The sequence below is a fragment of the Caulobacter sp. NIBR1757 genome, assembly GCF_027912495.1.
GTDB lineage: Bacteria > Pseudomonadota > Alphaproteobacteria > Caulobacterales > Caulobacteraceae > Caulobacter.
Genome location: NZ_CP115463.1, coordinates 3,425,176 through 3,440,480, shown reverse-complemented (window position 1 = coordinate 3,440,480; position 15,305 = coordinate 3,425,176). Strand labels below are relative to the sequence as shown.

19 protein-coding genes are annotated in these 15,305 nt (G+C 69.5%); 6 read left to right on the top strand and 13 right to left on the bottom strand.

The features are described 5' to 3' along the window. Nucleotides 1-98: 98 nt before the first annotated feature. Nucleotides 99-269 carry a hypothetical protein gene (locus O5I81_RS16715; protein WP_271065995.1) on the bottom strand — a complete coding sequence of 57 codons (171 nt, stop codon included), beginning with the start codon at nucleotides 267-269 and terminating at the stop codon, nucleotides 99-101. Between the two features lie 76 nt (nucleotides 270-345). On the opposite strand from O5I81_RS16715, the gene O5I81_RS16710 reads away from it, so the two are divergent. Continuing rightward, the gene (locus O5I81_RS16710; protein ID WP_271065994.1) at nucleotides 346-1,479 is read left to right on the top strand and encodes an aminotransferase class I/II-fold pyridoxal phosphate-dependent enzyme; all 1,134 of its coding nucleotides are present in this window, start codon (nucleotides 346-348) and stop codon (nucleotides 1,477-1,479) included. On the opposite strand, the gene O5I81_RS16705 is transcribed toward O5I81_RS16710, so the two are convergent. Continuing rightward, nucleotides 1,472-1,663 (bottom strand): hypothetical protein, encoded by a 192-nt coding sequence (locus O5I81_RS16705; protein ID WP_271065993.1) that lies wholly within the window; start codon nucleotides 1,661-1,663, stop codon nucleotides 1,472-1,474. The genes O5I81_RS16710 and O5I81_RS16705 overlap by 8 nt on opposite strands. A 194-nt stretch (nucleotides 1,664-1,857) precedes the next feature. On the opposite strand from O5I81_RS16705, the gene O5I81_RS16700 reads away from it, so the two are divergent. Further along, entirely contained in the window at nucleotides 1,858-2,130 is a 273-nt protein-coding gene (locus tag O5I81_RS16700) for a hypothetical protein (RefSeq protein WP_271065992.1), read from the top strand. A 43-nt stretch (nucleotides 2,131-2,173) separates the two neighbouring features. On the opposite strand, the gene O5I81_RS16695 is transcribed toward O5I81_RS16700, so the two are convergent. The 3 genes from O5I81_RS16695 to O5I81_RS16685 form a co-directional block, all read right to left on the bottom strand. Beyond that, entirely contained in the window at nucleotides 2,174-2,704 is a 531-nt protein-coding gene (locus O5I81_RS16695) for a hemerythrin domain-containing protein (protein WP_271065991.1), read from the bottom strand. 131 nt (nucleotides 2,705-2,835) lie between these two features. Then, nucleotides 2,836-4,533, bottom strand: a complete 1,698-nt coding sequence (locus tag O5I81_RS16690; RefSeq protein WP_271065990.1) for a class I adenylate-forming enzyme family protein — start codon at nucleotides 4,531-4,533, stop codon at nucleotides 2,836-2,838. A gap of 92 nt (nucleotides 4,534-4,625) precedes the next feature. Continuing rightward, entirely contained in the window at nucleotides 4,626-5,063 is a 438-nt protein-coding gene (locus O5I81_RS16685; RefSeq protein ID WP_271065989.1) for a PaaI family thioesterase, read from the bottom strand. Between the two features lie 117 nt (nucleotides 5,064-5,180). Here O5I81_RS16685 and O5I81_RS16680 point away from each other — a divergent pair, with 117 nt between their 5' ends. Next, complete coding sequence (locus O5I81_RS16680) at nucleotides 5,181-5,363, top strand: DUF3606 domain-containing protein (protein ID WP_110118570.1); 183 nt, start codon at nucleotides 5,181-5,183, stop codon at nucleotides 5,361-5,363. Between the two features lie 290 nt (nucleotides 5,364-5,653). On the opposite strand, the gene O5I81_RS16675 is transcribed toward O5I81_RS16680, so the two are convergent. Both O5I81_RS16675 and O5I81_RS16670 read right to left on the bottom strand, forming a co-directional pair. Next, nucleotides 5,654-6,049 carry a hypothetical protein gene (locus tag O5I81_RS16675; protein ID WP_271065988.1) on the bottom strand — a complete coding sequence of 132 codons (396 nt, stop codon included), beginning with the start codon at nucleotides 6,047-6,049 and terminating at the stop codon, nucleotides 5,654-5,656. Between the two features lie 64 nt (nucleotides 6,050-6,113). Continuing rightward, the gene (locus O5I81_RS16670; RefSeq protein WP_271065987.1) at nucleotides 6,114-7,310 is read right to left on the bottom strand and encodes a FecR domain-containing protein; all 1,197 of its coding nucleotides are present in this window, start codon (nucleotides 7,308-7,310) and stop codon (nucleotides 6,114-6,116) included. A 310-nt stretch (nucleotides 7,311-7,620) separates the two neighbouring features. Between O5I81_RS16670 and O5I81_RS16665 the strand changes: the two genes are divergently transcribed. After that, nucleotides 7,621-8,406 carry a sterol desaturase family protein gene (locus tag O5I81_RS16665; RefSeq protein WP_271065986.1) on the top strand — a complete coding sequence of 262 codons (786 nt, stop codon included), beginning with the start codon at nucleotides 7,621-7,623 and terminating at the stop codon, nucleotides 8,404-8,406. Between the two features lie 110 nt (nucleotides 8,407-8,516). Here the strand turns inward: O5I81_RS16665 and O5I81_RS16660 are convergent, their stop codons facing one another. The 4 genes from O5I81_RS16660 to O5I81_RS16645 all read right to left on the bottom strand — a co-directional run bounded on the left by O5I81_RS16660 (nucleotide 8,517) and on the right by O5I81_RS16645 (nucleotide 12,297). After that, nucleotides 8,517-9,329: a Rieske 2Fe-2S domain-containing protein gene (locus tag O5I81_RS16660; RefSeq protein ID WP_271065985.1), complete on the bottom strand. Its 813-nt coding sequence runs from the start codon at nucleotides 9,327-9,329 to the stop codon at nucleotides 8,517-8,519. Then, on the bottom strand, nucleotides 9,326-10,105 hold the full coding sequence (locus tag O5I81_RS16655) for a DUF1499 domain-containing protein (RefSeq protein WP_271065984.1): 780 nt from the start codon (nucleotides 10,103-10,105) through the stop codon (nucleotides 9,326-9,328). Before O5I81_RS16655 ends, O5I81_RS16660 begins: the two co-directional genes overlap by 4 nt. Nucleotides 10,106-10,171: 66 nt before the next feature. Then, a complete protein-coding gene (locus tag O5I81_RS16650) occupies nucleotides 10,172-11,593 on the bottom strand; it encodes an FAD-dependent oxidoreductase (protein ID WP_271065983.1) in 1,422 nt (473 codons plus the stop codon). Further along, nucleotides 11,590-12,297 carry a TVP38/TMEM64 family protein gene (locus tag O5I81_RS16645; RefSeq protein ID WP_271065982.1) on the bottom strand — a complete coding sequence of 236 codons (708 nt, stop codon included), beginning with the start codon at nucleotides 12,295-12,297 and terminating at the stop codon, nucleotides 11,590-11,592. Before O5I81_RS16645 ends, O5I81_RS16650 begins: the two co-directional genes overlap by 4 nt. A gap of 150 nt (nucleotides 12,298-12,447) precedes the next feature. Between O5I81_RS16645 and O5I81_RS16640 the strand changes: the two genes are divergently transcribed. Further along, entirely contained in the window at nucleotides 12,448-13,458 is a 1,011-nt protein-coding gene (locus tag O5I81_RS16640; protein WP_271065981.1) for a radical SAM protein, read from the top strand. Then, nucleotides 13,449-14,132 (top strand): TIGR04283 family arsenosugar biosynthesis glycosyltransferase, encoded by a 684-nt coding sequence (locus O5I81_RS16635; protein ID WP_271065980.1) that lies wholly within the window; start codon nucleotides 13,449-13,451, stop codon nucleotides 14,130-14,132. Before O5I81_RS16640 ends, O5I81_RS16635 begins: the two co-directional genes overlap by 10 nt. Here O5I81_RS16635 and O5I81_RS16630 read toward each other — a convergent pair. Together O5I81_RS16630 and O5I81_RS16625 are read right to left on the bottom strand one after the other, a co-directional pair. Continuing rightward, a complete protein-coding gene (locus O5I81_RS16630) occupies nucleotides 14,120-14,719 on the bottom strand; it encodes a TIGR04282 family arsenosugar biosynthesis glycosyltransferase (protein ID WP_271065979.1) in 600 nt (199 codons plus the stop codon). The genes O5I81_RS16635 and O5I81_RS16630 overlap by 13 nt on opposite strands. A 99-nt stretch (nucleotides 14,720-14,818) precedes the next feature. After that, entirely contained in the window at nucleotides 14,819-15,253 is a 435-nt protein-coding gene (locus O5I81_RS16625) for a DUF488 domain-containing protein (RefSeq protein ID WP_271065978.1), read from the bottom strand. Nucleotides 15,254-15,305: the final 52 nt, after the last annotated feature.

The following is a 15,305-nucleotide window of genomic DNA, read 5'->3' as shown; positions in this document are numbered from 1 at the left end:
TCGACATTAACCTCACCACGAGGGCTTGGAGGGAGTCAAACCAGCTTCGCGTCGCAGGCTTGAACCGGGCATGAACCGGCGGGGCTGGCAGGCTGTGGCTAGTCCTTGAACGTATCGCCGATCTCGCGCGCGTCGGGCCCATCTGGCCCGGCCGCCTTTCGCGATCGGTCGGCGGTCTTCTTGTGGTCGGCCTCGGACTTCAGGCCGGGGGTTTCACCGAGCGGTTGGGCGGCGTTGGCTTTGCGGCCTTCGGAATTGGGCTGGCTCATCGTTGTCTCCTCCCTGGCACAACCGGCGCGCCGCCAACCCGTTCCCATCGTCCGCGAAAGCGGCTAGGCGGAACCCATGGCTACCCCCGACCCCTTCCGCGCCATCGAGATCAGCCGCCTGGCCCACCGGCTCAAGGCCGAGGGGACGCGCGTCATCCATATGGAGTTCGGCCAACCCTCGACCGGCGCCCCGGCCAGCGCCATCACCGCCGCCCACCAGGTGCTCGACGCCGACGCCATGGGCTACTGGGAGAGCAGCCCGCTGTGCGCTGCGCTGGCCGAGCGCTACCGCCGCCTGCACGGCGTCGAGATCGAGCCGGGCCGCATCATCCTGACCTGCGGCGCTTCGCCGGCTCTGGTGCTGGCCCTGTCCAGCGCCTTCCAACCCGGCGACCGCATCGCCATGGCGCGGCCGGGCTATGTCGCCTATCGCGGAACGGTCACGGCGCTGAACATGGTCCCCGTCGAACTGGCCTGCGGACCGGCCACCCGCTACCAGCTGACCGCCGCCATGATCGAGGCGATGGACCCGGCCCCCGCCGGCCTGATCATCGCCAGCCCGGCCAACCCGACCGGCACCATCATCGGGGCCGAGGGCCTGGCCGCCATCGCCGCCGTCTGCAAGGCGCGCGGCATCCGCATCGTCTCGGACGAAATCTACCACGGCCTGTCCTACGTCGGTCCCACCCACTCGATGCTGGAGTTCGATCCGGACGCCCTGATCATCAACAGCTTCTCGAAATACTTCAGCATGGCCGGCTGGCGGCTCGGCTGGCTGGTCGCCCCGACCGACCTGCGCGAGGCGGCCCGCGCCTATGTCGGCAACCTGTTCCTGACCGCTCCGTCACTCAGCCAGCACGCGGGCCTGGCGGCCATGGACGACATCGCCGAGCTGGAAGGCCACGTCGCCACCTATGCCCGCAACCGCGAACTCCTGCTGGACGCCCTGCCGCGCCTTGGCCTCACCGCCATCGCGCCGCCGGACGGGGCCTTCTACATCTGGGCCGACATCGGCCATCTGACGCAGGACAGCATGGGCTTCTGCAAGCGGCTGCTGACCGAGACAGGCGTGGCCACCGCCCCGGGCGTCGATTTCGACCCGGTCGATGGCCATCGCTTCATCCGCTTCAGCTTCGCGGTCTCGACGGCCGAGATCGCCGAGGCCATCGAGCGGCTTGTTCCCTGGTTCGCGCCCCAGACGGTCAGTTGAGGCCGGCCGCGCCAGGGCCCTCGCGATCGAGGCGCTGGATGTCGGCGATGATGGCGTCCCAGTCGGCGAGGCCCTGCACGTCGCCAAGCGCGGCGTACTCGGCGGCCCGCAGCATGGCGATGGTTTCGGCGTCGCCGCCATACTGAGCGATCAGGGCGAGGGCGGTGGCGCGGGTGGCTGACATGCCCGGCAATCTGGCTCGCACGGGCGGACGGTCAAGGCCGCGCCGGGGAGGGTGACCGCGCCAGGCGCTCGGACTCATGGAACATCTCCCGCGAAGATCAGGCGGCGACCCTAGGCGGCGGGGGATGGCAGGCCTTGATCCGGATCAAGGCGAGACTGGGAGGGCAGATCGACAGTCGGCTTCAGGAGGCCGCCATGCTCAACCTGAAAATCGTCGCGCTGGGCATCCTGCGCTATCTGGTGCTGCTCATGGCCGTCGGGCCGATCATCGGCGTCATTCTGGTCTGGACCTGGATGGCGGTGCACGGGCTCAGCCCTGACCGCAACGAGATCTATGACCGCGGCAATCTGATCATGGGCCTGATGATGCTGACGGCGGGCATTGGCATCGCGCTCGAACTGATCGTGACGCCGATGCTGCGGGCAGACATCGGTCGCCGCCACTGGCTGCCGCGCAAGCCGCGCTGATCCGGGGCGAAGGCCAGGCCCCCGCCCCGGGGGCGCTCGCCGCCTAGGCGGTCGGCTGGTCGCCCTGCATCGTCGTGGTCTGGGCCGGACCCAGGCCGCCGGCCTTGGCCTGTTCCATCAGTTCTTCCTTGCGGGCGAACATCCGGCGGCCGAGTTCATCCATGTCGAGGCCGGCCTTGCGGGCCTGACTGAACATGCCTTCGACCCGCTTTTCCTCTTCCTCGACGTGGTGCTCGATCTCCTCGGACAGCACCTTGACCTTGGCGTCGTAGAACTCGTCGTCCGGACCGCCGGCCTCGATCTCATTGATCAGCAGCTTGGCGCCGTCGTGTTCGACGTAGGCTTCCTTGAGCAGGTCTTCCTCGATCTTGCCCTCGCAGGCCGGATAGAAGATTTCCTCCTCGATCATGGCATGGACTTTCAGCTCCAGGCAGATCTGCTCGGCCAGCTTCTTCTTGGCGCCGTCGCCCTTGGCGTTCTCGAATTTCTCGAACAGCTCCTCGACCTTGCGGTGATCGGCCTTGAGCAGGGCGACGGCGTCCGGGGCGTCGTCGGCGGTAAAGGTCTTTTCCATGGGGCTCTCCTCGAATGATGGTCGGCGAGCAAACCCGCAGAACGGCAAGCCGTTCCCCCGCCGACATCAGTTGGGAGTCGATCTCAGAAGCTAAGTCGTTGAGCCGACACAGTAACCTGACAGCAAGCCGCCTAGACGGCCTCTTCGACCTTCAGCGTCGCCTTGAGGTCCTTCTTGAGGAACTTGCCGCTGGCGTTGCGCGGGATGTTTTCCGACAGGAACCAGATGTAGCGGGGGGCCTTGTGCCGGGCGATCAGGCTGGCCACGAAGTCGCGCAGTTCGTCCGCCGTCGCCTTGTGGCCGTCGCGCAGCAGGATGGCGGCCGCCACCTCCTCGCCCAGCCGCTCGTCGGGGGTGCCGAACACCACCGCCTCGGCGACCGCCGCATGGCGATAGATGGCCGCCTCGACCTCGGCGCAATAGACGTTCTCGCCGCCGCGCAGGACCATGTCCTTCTTGCGGTCGACCAGGAAGATGAAGCCTTCCTCGTCGATGCGGGCGACGTCGCCGGTGTGCAGCCAGCCGTCGGTGATGGTCTCGGCGGTGGCCTCGGGGCGGTTGATGTAGCCCTTGATGACGCTGCTGCCGCGCACCCACAGCTCGCCGACCTCGCCGGTGGGCAGGGCGTTGCCGAAGTCGTCGACCACCTTGGCCTCGAAGTTGGGCAGGGCGCGGCCGCAGCTGGCGGGCTTGTCGACGAAGAAGTCGCCGCTGAGCGAGGTGATGACGCCGCAGGTCTCGGTCATGCCGTAGCCGGTGTTGGGCCGGGCGGTGGGCACGGTCTTGTCGATCTTGTCGACCAGATCTGGCTGAATCTGCGCCCCGCCGCCGCCGACGCTGAGCAGGGACGAGGTGTCGTATTTGGCGAAGTCCGGATGGTTGACCAGCTCGCGGGCCATGACCGGCACGCCGCTGACCGTGCTGATCTTCTCGGCCTGGATCAGTTCCAGCGCCAGCGTCGCGTCCCAGCGGTACATCAGCACCATCTTGCCGCCCATGGCGGTCGCCGCGTAGGCCCCGCAGTTGTTGGCGGTGACGTGGAACAGCGGCGTGGTGACCAGCACGGCCGGGGGCGGCGGCGGGTTGTCGGGGTCCGGCACGACGCCAGTGGTCATGGCCAGCACCATGGCCCCGACGTTGCCGGAGAACAGCATGTTCATCAGGTTGCTGACGCAGCCCCGGTGGGTCAGTTGGGCGCCCTTGGGAAAGCCGGTGGTGCCGGAGGTGTAGAAGATGCAGGCGTCGGAATCGGGATCGATGGCGACCTCCGGCAGGCTCCCGCCATGGCCGATGACCGCGCTCCAGGGGGCGCCGCCTTCGGGCGTATCGGTGCGCACGGCGACGACATGGGCGCCGGCCAGCATGTCGGGCTGCTCGGCCACCCGGGCCAGCCGCTCGGCGTCGGCGAACAGCACCTTGGGGCGCGCATCGCTCAGACCGAAGGCCATCTCGGGCGCGGTCCACCAGGCGTTCATGCCGACCACGGTGACGCCGATGCTGACGGCGGCCCAGTAGATCAGCATCCATTCGGGATAGTTGCGCATGGCGATGGCGATGCGGTCGCCGGGGACCACGCCCTGGGCCATCAGCCAGTTGGCGATCGAGGCGGTCAGCTGGTGCGCCTGGCCGTAGGTCAGGCGTTCGTCCTGGTAGACCAGGTAGTCGCGGTCGGCGAACTGCAGGGTCGAGAGCCAGACCTCGCGCACGCTGGGCGGCGCGTTCTTGAAGCCGCGAATCCAGTGGCCGTTCACGTCCATCTCGACGATCTCGAAGGCCCCGCCGGGACCGGTGAGTTCGGCCCAGGCGTGATTCAGCTCGGCGTAGTGCATTCTGGGTATCCGTTTCCTGGGGTCCGCGGCTCTTGACGGCCGTTGGTTATCAGCGATCAGGATAGACGAGGCGCACGGTGGCGCGCCAGTCCCTATCCGCCGGCCAGCGCCGCCCTGGCCGAGCCCTCGACGCGGGTGCGGTCCATCAGGCGCAGGGTCGAGGTGGCCTTGGCCAGCACCTTGCCGGCCGGGTCGCTCAGCCGGCCTTCCATGAACACCGTCGACTTGCCGCCGCCCTCGATCCAGGCCTCGGCGAAGACGCGGCCGGGGCGGGTGGAGGCGAAGAAGCTGACCTTCAGTTCCAGGCTCATCGGCACGATGCCCTCGCCGTGCTTGGCGATCAGGGCGTGGGCCATGGCCGCGTCGATCCAGCCAGTGACGAAGCCGCCCTGCACGACGCCGCCCGAATGGCACATGTGCATGCCGGCCTCGTATTCGAGGATGGCCCGGCCCTCGGGATTCATCTCGACGCGGCGCACGAGGCCGAAGGTGGTGTTGAGGTCGCTGGCGAAAGTCGGGTCGTCGGCCATGTCTGCCCCTGTGAATCGTTCGCTAGCTTAGCCCGCTGCCGCCACGTCGCCGCAACAGGATGATTGATCGGGCCTTCGCCTTGGCCGAATGTGCTCCCTCATACGGAGAGATGTTTCATGGCCGGCCTCAAGGACAAGCGCGGCTTCATCGACAAGGAGCGGCTCGATCTCTCCGAGCGGCAGGCGGTGGAATACTGGATGAAGCGCTGGGGCGTGACGCGGGATCAACTGACCGCCGCCCACCGCAAGGTCGGCAAGATGACCAAGGACATCGCCGCCGAGCTGGGCAAGAAGCGGTAGAGACGCCGCTATCGAAGCGGCGGACCATTATACCACCCGGGCGCACCTACGGAAAAAGCCGTGCGGCGTGGGCAACCGGCCCAAACCCCTTGTGGCGTTGGCTTTGGCGTGTGCCGGGACGCTGGGATTGTAGGCTGGGGCGTAGGCGCCGTGTAGGCGCCGGCGCGGGGTTTGTAGGCCGAAATGTTTCAGGCTCGGCCTACGCGGCTCGTCGCGGCGCCGACGGCGGCCGTCAGGGCCGGTGAATATGTCTAGACATATTCCTGGAGCCTTTGAAATCCTTGATGTTTTCAGCCCGCCGGAGCGGCCGGCATGGCCAGGTAGCCGCGCTCGACCATGCGGCGCATGGCTTCGTAGGCTTCGGTCAGTTCCTCGAAGGTGGCGCGCAGGTGCGTGAGCTGGGCGAGGTCGGCGCTCGACAGCTTGCCGCCGCTGGCCGAGGCGGCAAGGGCCTGGGCGACCCAGACGGCGCGGGCCTGGGCGGCGGCGATGGCCAGGCGCTGGAACTTGCGGATGTCGCCCTGGCCGAGGGCCTGGCCGATCAGTTCCTTGTTGGCGGCGAAGGCGGCGTAGTCGATCTGTTCGAGCAGGCCGCGCGTGCGGCGCTGGGCGTGCGGGTCGTCATCGACCTCCGGCTCGAAGTGATCGTAGCTGCGGCGAAAGCCGCCGGTGCGGGTGACGGACATGACGGCCTCCTCCGGGCGCATACCGGTTGGACGCAGCCTATGGCCGTTCGTGTTAACGGGTTGTTTAACCGGGGGATTCCCGCGGCGCCGGGTCCTTCGGGCTGGAAGGCCGGGGCGCGGCCTTCAGTTGCGGCGAGGGGACGGGATCGCCGGCCGGGGCCTGGGTCTTCGGCGCTGAGGGCCTATCGCGCGGCTGGCGCGGCGGGATGGCGGGAATCGGAATGTCGACGGAGGGCGAGCCCGGCCCGGCGTCGCGCCGGGGCAGGGGGGCGCCATAGTCGCGCTGCCGGCGCGGCGGCGGCTGACCAGGGGCCACCGCTGAGCCGTCGCCGCGCCGAAGGACCGGACGGCTGAGGCCGCCCGAGCTGTCACCGCCGCCGGAGCCGCCGACCGCCTCGTTGTCGTGGGAATAGTCCTCGTTCGACACGCCGGCGGCCGGGACACGGCGGGGCGGCGGCTTGCGGGGCGGGACGGGCTTGTCGGCGGCGCCGGCCGTCGGCGGCGGCGGGGCGTCGACGACGGGCGGCGCCGGCGGACGGGGACCGGCGCCGCGAGGGGCCAGCAGGGCGTCGAGACGGACCGTGGCCGGGGGCGGCATCTGGAAGACGGTCGAGCGGCGGGTTCCGCCCAGGGCGATGGCCTCGCCCGGCCGGTCCAGAACGATGGTCTCGTCGCCGAAGCGGACCTCGATAATCCCCTCGCGCAGGACGATGACGGTGGCCGTCTCGGGATCGAGCGACAGGATGGCCAGCCAGGGGCCGGCGCCGATGACGGCCAGGGCGTCGGGGCCGACCACACCTTCGAGGATCGTGCCTCTGATGCCGATGGCCGCCAGCGGGGTGTTGAAGCGCACGCCGTCGGGCTTTGTCCCCTTGCCGCTGGAGGCGAAGCGGAAGGCGCCCTTGGCCACCGAAACCGCCGCCCCGGGGACGCTGGCGTCGGTGTCGATGACGAACCTGTCGATGCTGATGCGGGCGTTGGGGCCGACGGTCAGGCCGCTGTCGTCCTTCAGCCTGACCAGCAGGCGGCTGTCGGCGGCGGTCAGAATGTCGTCGGCGTAGCGGACCGGGCCCTGCAAAGCCGCGCCCCGGAAGTCTGGATCGGTGAGGCTCTTCTGCTGGACGTCGTTGTCGATCTCGGCGTTCAGGCCGACGGTCTCGGTCGTCGCGGCCGGCGGCGCGGCCGGCTTGTCGGCCTTCGGCTCGCAGCCGGCCAGGGCCAGCGCCGCCACGGCGGCAAGGATCACGGATAGGGACTTCATCGGCCGTCTCCCCGGAGCGACTTTGAACGGTACGCTGAACGCCGGTCGTCCAGATCACCTTCCGCCCAAGGCGCGCCGATGTCGAGGGTCAGGCGGGGAGGGCCTTCGTTTCCGCCACCGCCGACGCCGAAGGCCAGCCCGACTGCTCATTCAAGGGCGGTCCGCCGGGGTTCGTGCAGGTGACCGGAGCCCGGGTGTCAGCCTGTCGGCCCCCCGGGAGAGGGTGATAGCCTGTCCGCTCAGCAAAGACTGCAAGGCCGACGTTCGGTCGGCTGAGCATGGGCCCGCCGTTGCTTCGGAGCGAGAGATCTTGAACGAGCCCACGGTCAGGCTGTCGATCTACCTGGGTGTCCTGGGCCTGCTGGCGATCGCGGAAATGGTGTTTCCGCGCCGGGCGCCGGGGCAGGCAAGGCGCAGCCGGTGGCCGGTGAACCTTGGACTCTCGGTTCTGAACACCCTGCTGCTCAGGTTTGCCTTTCCCGCCGCCGCCGTCGGCGCGGCGGTCTGGGCGGCAGAGGCGGACTGGGGGCTGTTCCATAGTCTGCCTGCACCGCTTTGGCTGGCCGCTCTCCTGTCGTTCCTGCTGCTGGACCTGGCGGTCTATGGCCAGCATCGGGTCCTCCACGCCGTCCCCTGGCTTTGGCGGGTCCACCGGGGCCATCACATCGATCTGGACGTCGATGTCACGACAGCCGTCCGCTTTCATCCGATCGAGATGGTGCTGTCTATGCTGTGGAAGATCGCGGTCGTTGTCGCCCTGGGCGCCCCGGCCGAGGCGGTGCTGGTCTTCGAGATCGTGCTGAACGCCGCCAGCATGTTCAGCCATGCCCGGATCGCCATGCCGGCGGCGCTGGACGGTCTGCTGCGGCGGGTGCTGGTGACGCCCGACATGCACCGTATCCACCACTCGATCCACCGGGACGAAACCGACAGCAACTACGGCTTCCTGCTGTCGGCCTGGGACCGATTGCTCGGCAGCTACCGAGCCCGGCCGCGCGAACCCCTGGAGACGATGACGCTCGGCGTGGAAGGGTTTCGCACGCCAAAGACCGCCGGGCTCTTAAGCCTGCTGCTCAATCCCTTCCGCGGCCCCTAGACCCTTTCAGGTTTTGATGCACGCATCAAAACCTGATCAAAAGGGTCTAGAATCAAACATTTAGAGCACGTCCGGGCGGCGGAACCGCGTACACTTCCGCCTGACGTGCTCTAGGCCGAAACCAGGGTCAGCACGCCCTCGCGCAGCACCAGGTTGGGCGGCGTCGCAAGGCTCAGCTTCCGACCATCGGCGCTCTGTCCCGTGCGGACGTCGAAGGCATAGTCATGCCAGGGGCAGCGCACGCAGCCGTCGCGAACCGGCGCCTGATCGAGCGGTCCCAGCCAGTGCGGGCAGGTGGCGGCGTGGACGACAAGCTCGCCGTCCAGGTCGATGACCCGGAACCGCTCGCCCGCGAACTCGACGAGCAGCGGGACGGCGGTGCGAACGACTTCCGGCGGCCCCAGCACCAGAGTCTCGCCCTGTGTTTCACGACGCTCACGTCGCTGGGCGAGGGCGCGCTCGCGATGCACCATCATCGCTTCATCCTCGTCCCACAGCCGCGCGTAGATCGCCCGGTAGCGGTCGCCGATCAGCGCCAGTCTGGCCGGGTCGGCCACAGGCACATGAAAGGCGACGCTGACCCTCGTTCTGTCCGGAGCGAGCGCCTCCAGCTGGGTCCGGACCTCTGATCCCGCGCCTGGACCCTCCAGGGTGGCGGAGACATAGCGGCCCGCGTCCCGGTCGATCCTGACCTCGATGATCTGGGCGGCGCCGGCGCCAGGCTGGTTGAGAACCCGCGCGCGCCAGCCCCATGGCCCGCTGTCGACCAGGCTGATGCTGTGGAACTGGCCCTCGTGCAGCGCCGGCAGATGTTCCCAGTCCAGAACATTCTCCCAGACGCGGGCCAGGCTGGCCGCGACTTCCCGCTGATAGGTCCCGGCCAGACCCGGATGAGGGGCCAGGCCAGTCGCCGGCTGGGTCAACCGGCCTGGGCCTTGATCGCCGCCGAGAGCTTGCGGATCCGGGCGCCGTTGGCCCCCAGATCGCTCATCCCCACGCGGGAGGCCGAGCGGATATCGACGACCGACCCGGAACCGCTGGCGGCCGGCCGGATGCGGAAGACGACGTCGTCCTTGAAGCCGAACCAGAAGGACTCGGCAACCGCCTCGACGACGCCGTCTCCTTTGCTGGTGACCTTCAGCCCGCTCTTCTCGGCCGCGGCCACGACCAGCTTGGCGGCCTCGGCCGGCGACTGGGTGAGGGTGAGGGAGGCAAGGTCCGGATTGGCGGCCTTGCCGAGGTCTCCGACCGTCTTGCCGCCCAGCGCCGGGACGGGCGTGTCCATGGGCTGGATCGGGTTGCCGCCGCCGATGGCGGCCCGGGCCGCGCTCACCGCCGGTGAGAATTGCGGCGGGTCCTGGATGTTGGTGGTGATGTCGTGGATCGGCGGGATGGTGCGCGCCTTGCTCATGACGCTGACGGCGAAGCCGAGCGCCAGCACCGGGATCACGATCGCCACCAGGGCCCGGCCCCAGCCGCGTCGCGGCTTGACCAGCAGGGCCAGCAGCAGGCCGACAACGGCCAGGACGAGCACGCCGAGCAGCAGGGGGGCGCCGAGCTTGAAGACCATCAGGCCGAAGCCGACGCGCCAGTCGAGCAGGCCGAATTTCGTACTCAGGGCGGCGACGAGGAACCAGACCGGCAGCAGCAGCGCCAGCACCCAGACCGTCTTCACCCAGCCGTCACGAAGCTTCGTCATCGGTTTCCCCCTTGTGTCTTTGCATCAGCATGCGCCGGAAGGCGCAGGCCTGTCACCTGCGTGACCTCATCCAAACCGTTTGAGCACCGACACCAGTCGGCGGGTCATCGGCGAAAACAGCGTCCCTGTGTACCACTGGCCGGCCAGCCGCTTGTTGATCTCGCCGCGCGTCGGATAGGGCGCGATCATGCCGGTCAGGGTGCCCAGCTTCAGACCGGCGGTCATGGTCAGCACCCAGAGCGGCAGGTGGTCGCCGGCATGGGAGCCGACCAGGGTCACGCCCAGGATCTTGCCGCGTTTGGTGGTGATCAGCTTGCCGAAGCCGCGAATGTCGCCTTCGGCCTGGGCCCGGTCGTTGTCGGCGAAGGGCTGGACCAGCACGCGGACATCATCGCCATGCTCCGCCCGCGCCTGGGCTTCGGTCAGTCCGACGGAGGCCAGCTCGGGATCGCAGTAGGTGACGCGCGGCACGATCAGGCCGTCGGCGTTGATCGGGGCGGCGAACAGGGCCTTGCGGACAAACAGCCCGGCGTGGGCGCCGGCCAGATGGGTGAACTGGCCGCGTCCGGCCACGTCGCCGATGGCGAACACCCTGGGATTGCTGGTCCGGAGGGACTTGTCCGTCTTCACGCCGGCCCGGTCGAACGCGACGCCGGCCGCCTCGAGGTTGAGCCCGGCGATGGAGGGCGTTCGGCCGGTCGCGACCAGGAGGTGGGAGCCGGCGATGCGCTCTTCCCCCTCCGGTCCCTGAACGACCACCACGGGCCCGGCCTCGATGCGCAGGGCCCGGCATCCGGGCCGCAGGGTGACGCCATCGGCAGTCAGCTGTTCGACGACCACCGCCGCGGCCTGGGGGTCTTCGCGTCCCAGGATGGCATCGGCCTCGATGATGGTGACCTGGCCGCCGAGCCGACGGAAAGCCTGGCCCAGCTCAACCCCGATCGGGCCGCCGCCAAGGATCAGGAGATGGTCGGGGAGAGACTTGAGTTCGAAGATGCTCTCGTTGGTGAGGTAGGGCGTCGCGTCCAGGTCCGGGATCGGCGGGGCGGCGGCGCGCGAGCCGCTGGCGATGACCACCTTGCGGGCCGTCACCCGGACGCTGTCGCTCTCCACGATCCGGCGGTCGGCAAAGCGCGCCGCTTCGCGCACCACCCTGACGCCCAGCCCCTCGAACCGCTCCTGGCTGTCGATGGGGGCAATCTCTTCGATGACCTTGTGGACCCGGGCCATCACGGCGGCGAAGTCGACGCTGACCCCGCCGGCGCTGACGCCCAGCGCCCCGCTGTGGGCGGCCCGGTGGGCGGCCTCGGCCGAGGCGATCAGGGCCTTGGATGGCACGCAGCCGTAGTTGAGGCAGTCGCCCCCCATCTCGCCCTTCTCGAACAGGACGACCTTGAGACCCAGCTGAGCGGCGCCCGCCGCGACCGACAGACCCCCGGAGCCTGCGCCGATGATGGCGAGGTCGGCGCGGATGCGTTCCTGTTTCAAGACGCCGCTCCCTTTCGCGCCCGGTACCGCTGGTAGAGGGTGACGCCCAGCGACATCAGGCCAAGGGCGAGCAGGGGCCCGAAGACGTAGGGCTCGAAGATCACCTTCAGGTTCGGCTCCTCACCGCGCGCCAGCAGCTTGCCGATGCCGGCCCCGATGCTGCTGTAGATGAAGGTCCCCGGAATGATCCCGATCAGGGTGGCCAGGGCGTAGGACCGCAGCGGAGCGTGGGCCAGGGCCGAGGCCACATTGACCAGCCAGAAGGGCGCCAGCGGAATGAGGCGAAGCGTCAGGATGTAGCCGAAGGCGCCGGCCCCGATCCCGTCCATCACCGACTTGAGCTTGCCGCCCGACTTCTCCGCCCGCGCCCGCAGCGTCTCGCCCAGCGAGGTGCGGACGACGAGGAAGACCAGCACCGCGCCGATGGTGGCGCCGACGACGGTGGCGCTGCCCCCCAGCAGGGTGCCGAACAGGAAGCCGCCGGCCAGGGTCAGGAAGACGGCGCCGGGAATGCTGACGGCGGTGGCGGCGGCATAGACCAGCACGAAGACCAGCAGGGCCAGCACCAGGTTGTCACTGACGAAGCCGCGTAGCAGCGCCTCGTTGGCGCGCAGGGACTCCAGGCTGAGGTAACGGCCCGCGCCGCTGGCGAAGACGGCGATGACGGCGATGACCAGGACGATCAGCGGCAGGTATTTTTTCATTCGGGGCAAGGCTCCAGGTTGTTTGAGCATATCCATGTTCTGTCGGCGCTGGCTATGTAGACCCAAGGGAAGCAGGGCGTTTCTGGTGCGAGCGCTTGGCCGGGCGGGCCAGTCTGTGCCACGGTTCTAGGCGTGAATCCGGAGGACGACGTGGGTCAGCGACAGGACGGTGGCGAAGGCGGGGGCGAGACAGCGGGCGTGGCGATCCTGTCGCCGTTCGTATCGCCCACGGCGGCGCGGCTGAACCCCGGCAAGTTCAAGGACCCGCGCGTCACCCTGGACGGATCGCCCCGGGCCAGCGTCGCGCTGAAGTCGCTGGAGACGCTGTGGTTCAACACCGGCACGCTTTGCAACATCGCCTGCGTGACCTGCTACATCGAAAGCTCGCCGCGCAACGACGCCCTGTCCTACCTCTCGCTGGCCGAGGTGCGGGCCTATCTGGACGAGATCATCGCGCTGGAGCTCGGCGTCGAGGAGATCGGCTTCACGGGCGGCGAGCCGTTCATGAACAGCGCCATCATCCCGATGCTGGAGGCCTCGCTGGCGTCGGGCCGGCGCACCCTGGTGCTGACCAACGCCATGCGGCCGATGCGGCGGTTCGAGCGGCAGCTCGTCGAGCTCAGGCAGCGGTTCGGCGAGGCCCTGGTCCTGCGGGTCAGCCTCGACCACCACAGCCAGGCGGTGCATGAGGCCGAGCGGGGCGCGGAGACCTGGGGGCCGGCGCTGTCGGGCCTGCAATGGCTGGCGCGGGAGGGGTTTTCGATAGCCGTGGCCGGACGCCGGCTGGCCGACGAGGACGAGGCGGCGGCCCGGGCGGGCTACGCGGCCCTGCTGTCGTCGCTGGGCGTGATGCTGGACGTCGACGATCCCGCCCGGCTGGTGCTGTTCCCGGAGATGGACGCGACGCGGGACACGCCCGAGATCACCGAGGCCTGCTGGGGCATCCTCGGTCTCGCGCCGGAGTCGGTGATGTGCGCCTCCAGCCGGATGGTGGTGAAGCGCAAGGGGGCGGCGGCGCCGGTCGTCGTGGCCTGCACCCTGACGCCCTATGACCCCGGGTTCGAACTGGGGGCGACGCTTGGCGAAGCGTTGGGACGCGTGGCCTTGAACCATCCCCACTGCTCGCGCTTCTGCGTGCTGGGCGGGGCCAGTTGCAGCTGACGCCGGCGGTGCGCCTGTCGGTCATCATTCCGACCCTGAACGCCGCCGATAGCCTGGGGGCAACGCTCGCCGCCCTGTCGCCGTCCGACGAGGTGATCGTCGTCGATGGCGGTTCGCGGGACGCCAGTGTGGCCGTCGCGCGCGCCTCGGGCGCGGAGGTCATCGAGACAGCGCCGGGACGCGGCGGGCAGCTGGCGGCCGGCGCGGGCAGGGCGTCGGGGGACTGGCTGCTGTTTCTGCATGCGGACACGGTCCTGGGCCCGGGCTGGCGCGCGGCGGTCGATGACCATGCCGCCATCGCCGGGGCGGGGAAGGCGGCCTGTTTCCGGTTCGGGCTCGACGACGCCTCGCCGCAGGCGCGGCGGCTGGAACAGTGGGTGGCCGTTCGGGTGGCCCTGCTGGCGCTGCCCTATGGCGATCAGGGACTGCTGATCCACCGCGCTTTCTACGACCGGCTCGGCGGCTTTCGGCCGTTGCCGCTGATGGAAGACGTCGATCTGGTCCGGCGGATCGGGCGGCGCAGACTGGCCGTCCTGCCGGTGCGGGCGGAGACCTCGGCGAGGCGCTGGCGCCAGGATGGCTGGATCGCCCGCAGCGCTCGCAACCTCTTCTGCCTCGCCCTGTTTTTCGTCGGCGTGCCCGCCGCCCGGATCGCCCGGCTTTACGGCCGCTGAGCGGTGAAGCGGCGATAGCTGGCCAGGTCGTCGACGTCTTCTAGCGTCCGCAGCCGGGCGACGCGGTTGCCTCCCAGGCGATCCAGGGTATCGGCCAGGGTGTGCGCGCTGGACCAGCGAATGCCCTCGAAGGGCAGGAGGCCACGGGCCGAGCGGCGCAGGCCGATCAGCCAGTAGCCGCCGTCGCGCGCCGGCCCGACCACCGCCTCATGCCCGCGCAGGGCGTCGAACGCCGCCGCCACATCGGCGGGGCCGACGGCGGGCGTGTCGCTGCCGATGATCACCAGCCGGCCCGTGGGGAATCGTCGCGCGGTGCCGGAGAGCCGCCGACCAAGGTCGCCGCGCCCCTGCGGCATGGCCGCCGCGCGGCCTCGAAGCCAGTCCGTCGGCCGGTCAGGACTGGTGGCGACCGTGGTCGTCCAGCGCGGGTCGCCAGCCAGGCGCCGCAGCAGCCTGTCGATGGCCAGTCGCTGAAACCGCAACGCCTCGACATCCCCGACCGCCGCCGCCAACCGTCGCTTGCCGACCCCCAACACGGGCCGACGCGCGAAGATCACGAGGTGGGCGAAAGATGCCGGCGAGGCCATGCGTTCCTCTTCGACCGGTCTGGCGACTGTGTCCAGAACGCCGGCGCTTCCCGCCGCGGCCGTTCCCGCTCGGCGCCGATCAGCGGAAAGGTGAAGATGCTAGAGGTTCACCACCTCGAAGGGCCGCCTGGCCTGCAGCCGCTCGGCGACGATGGCCCGGTGACAACCGCAGGCCTCCGCCTCGAAGCAGAGCAGGGCGGCCTTGCGGCCGGCGGCGATCTGCTCGGCCTGGGCCAGCTCGAGCTGCGCCCGCGGCTCGGCCAGGGCGCCCTCGAAGATCTGCCGCATCTCGTCGATCCGCCCCTTGCGGGCGGCGTCCCGCCCGGCCTTGGGCGTGCCCAGCCCGCGCAGATGGACATAGTCGATGCCTTCGGCCGCCAGGCTGGCGGCCAGCAAGGTCTTGGAAAACCCGGCCCGGCGCGAGGCTGCGATGGCCCGCACGTCAATGACCACCTCGACCCCGGCGGCCTTCAGCCGCTCCAGGAACCGGGGCAGGGTCTCGGCCTCGTAGCCGATGGTGAAAAGCTTGGACATGGACGGGATATGGGGCGCGGGGGCCGGTTTCGCATCTGTCGCCGACCGCTTG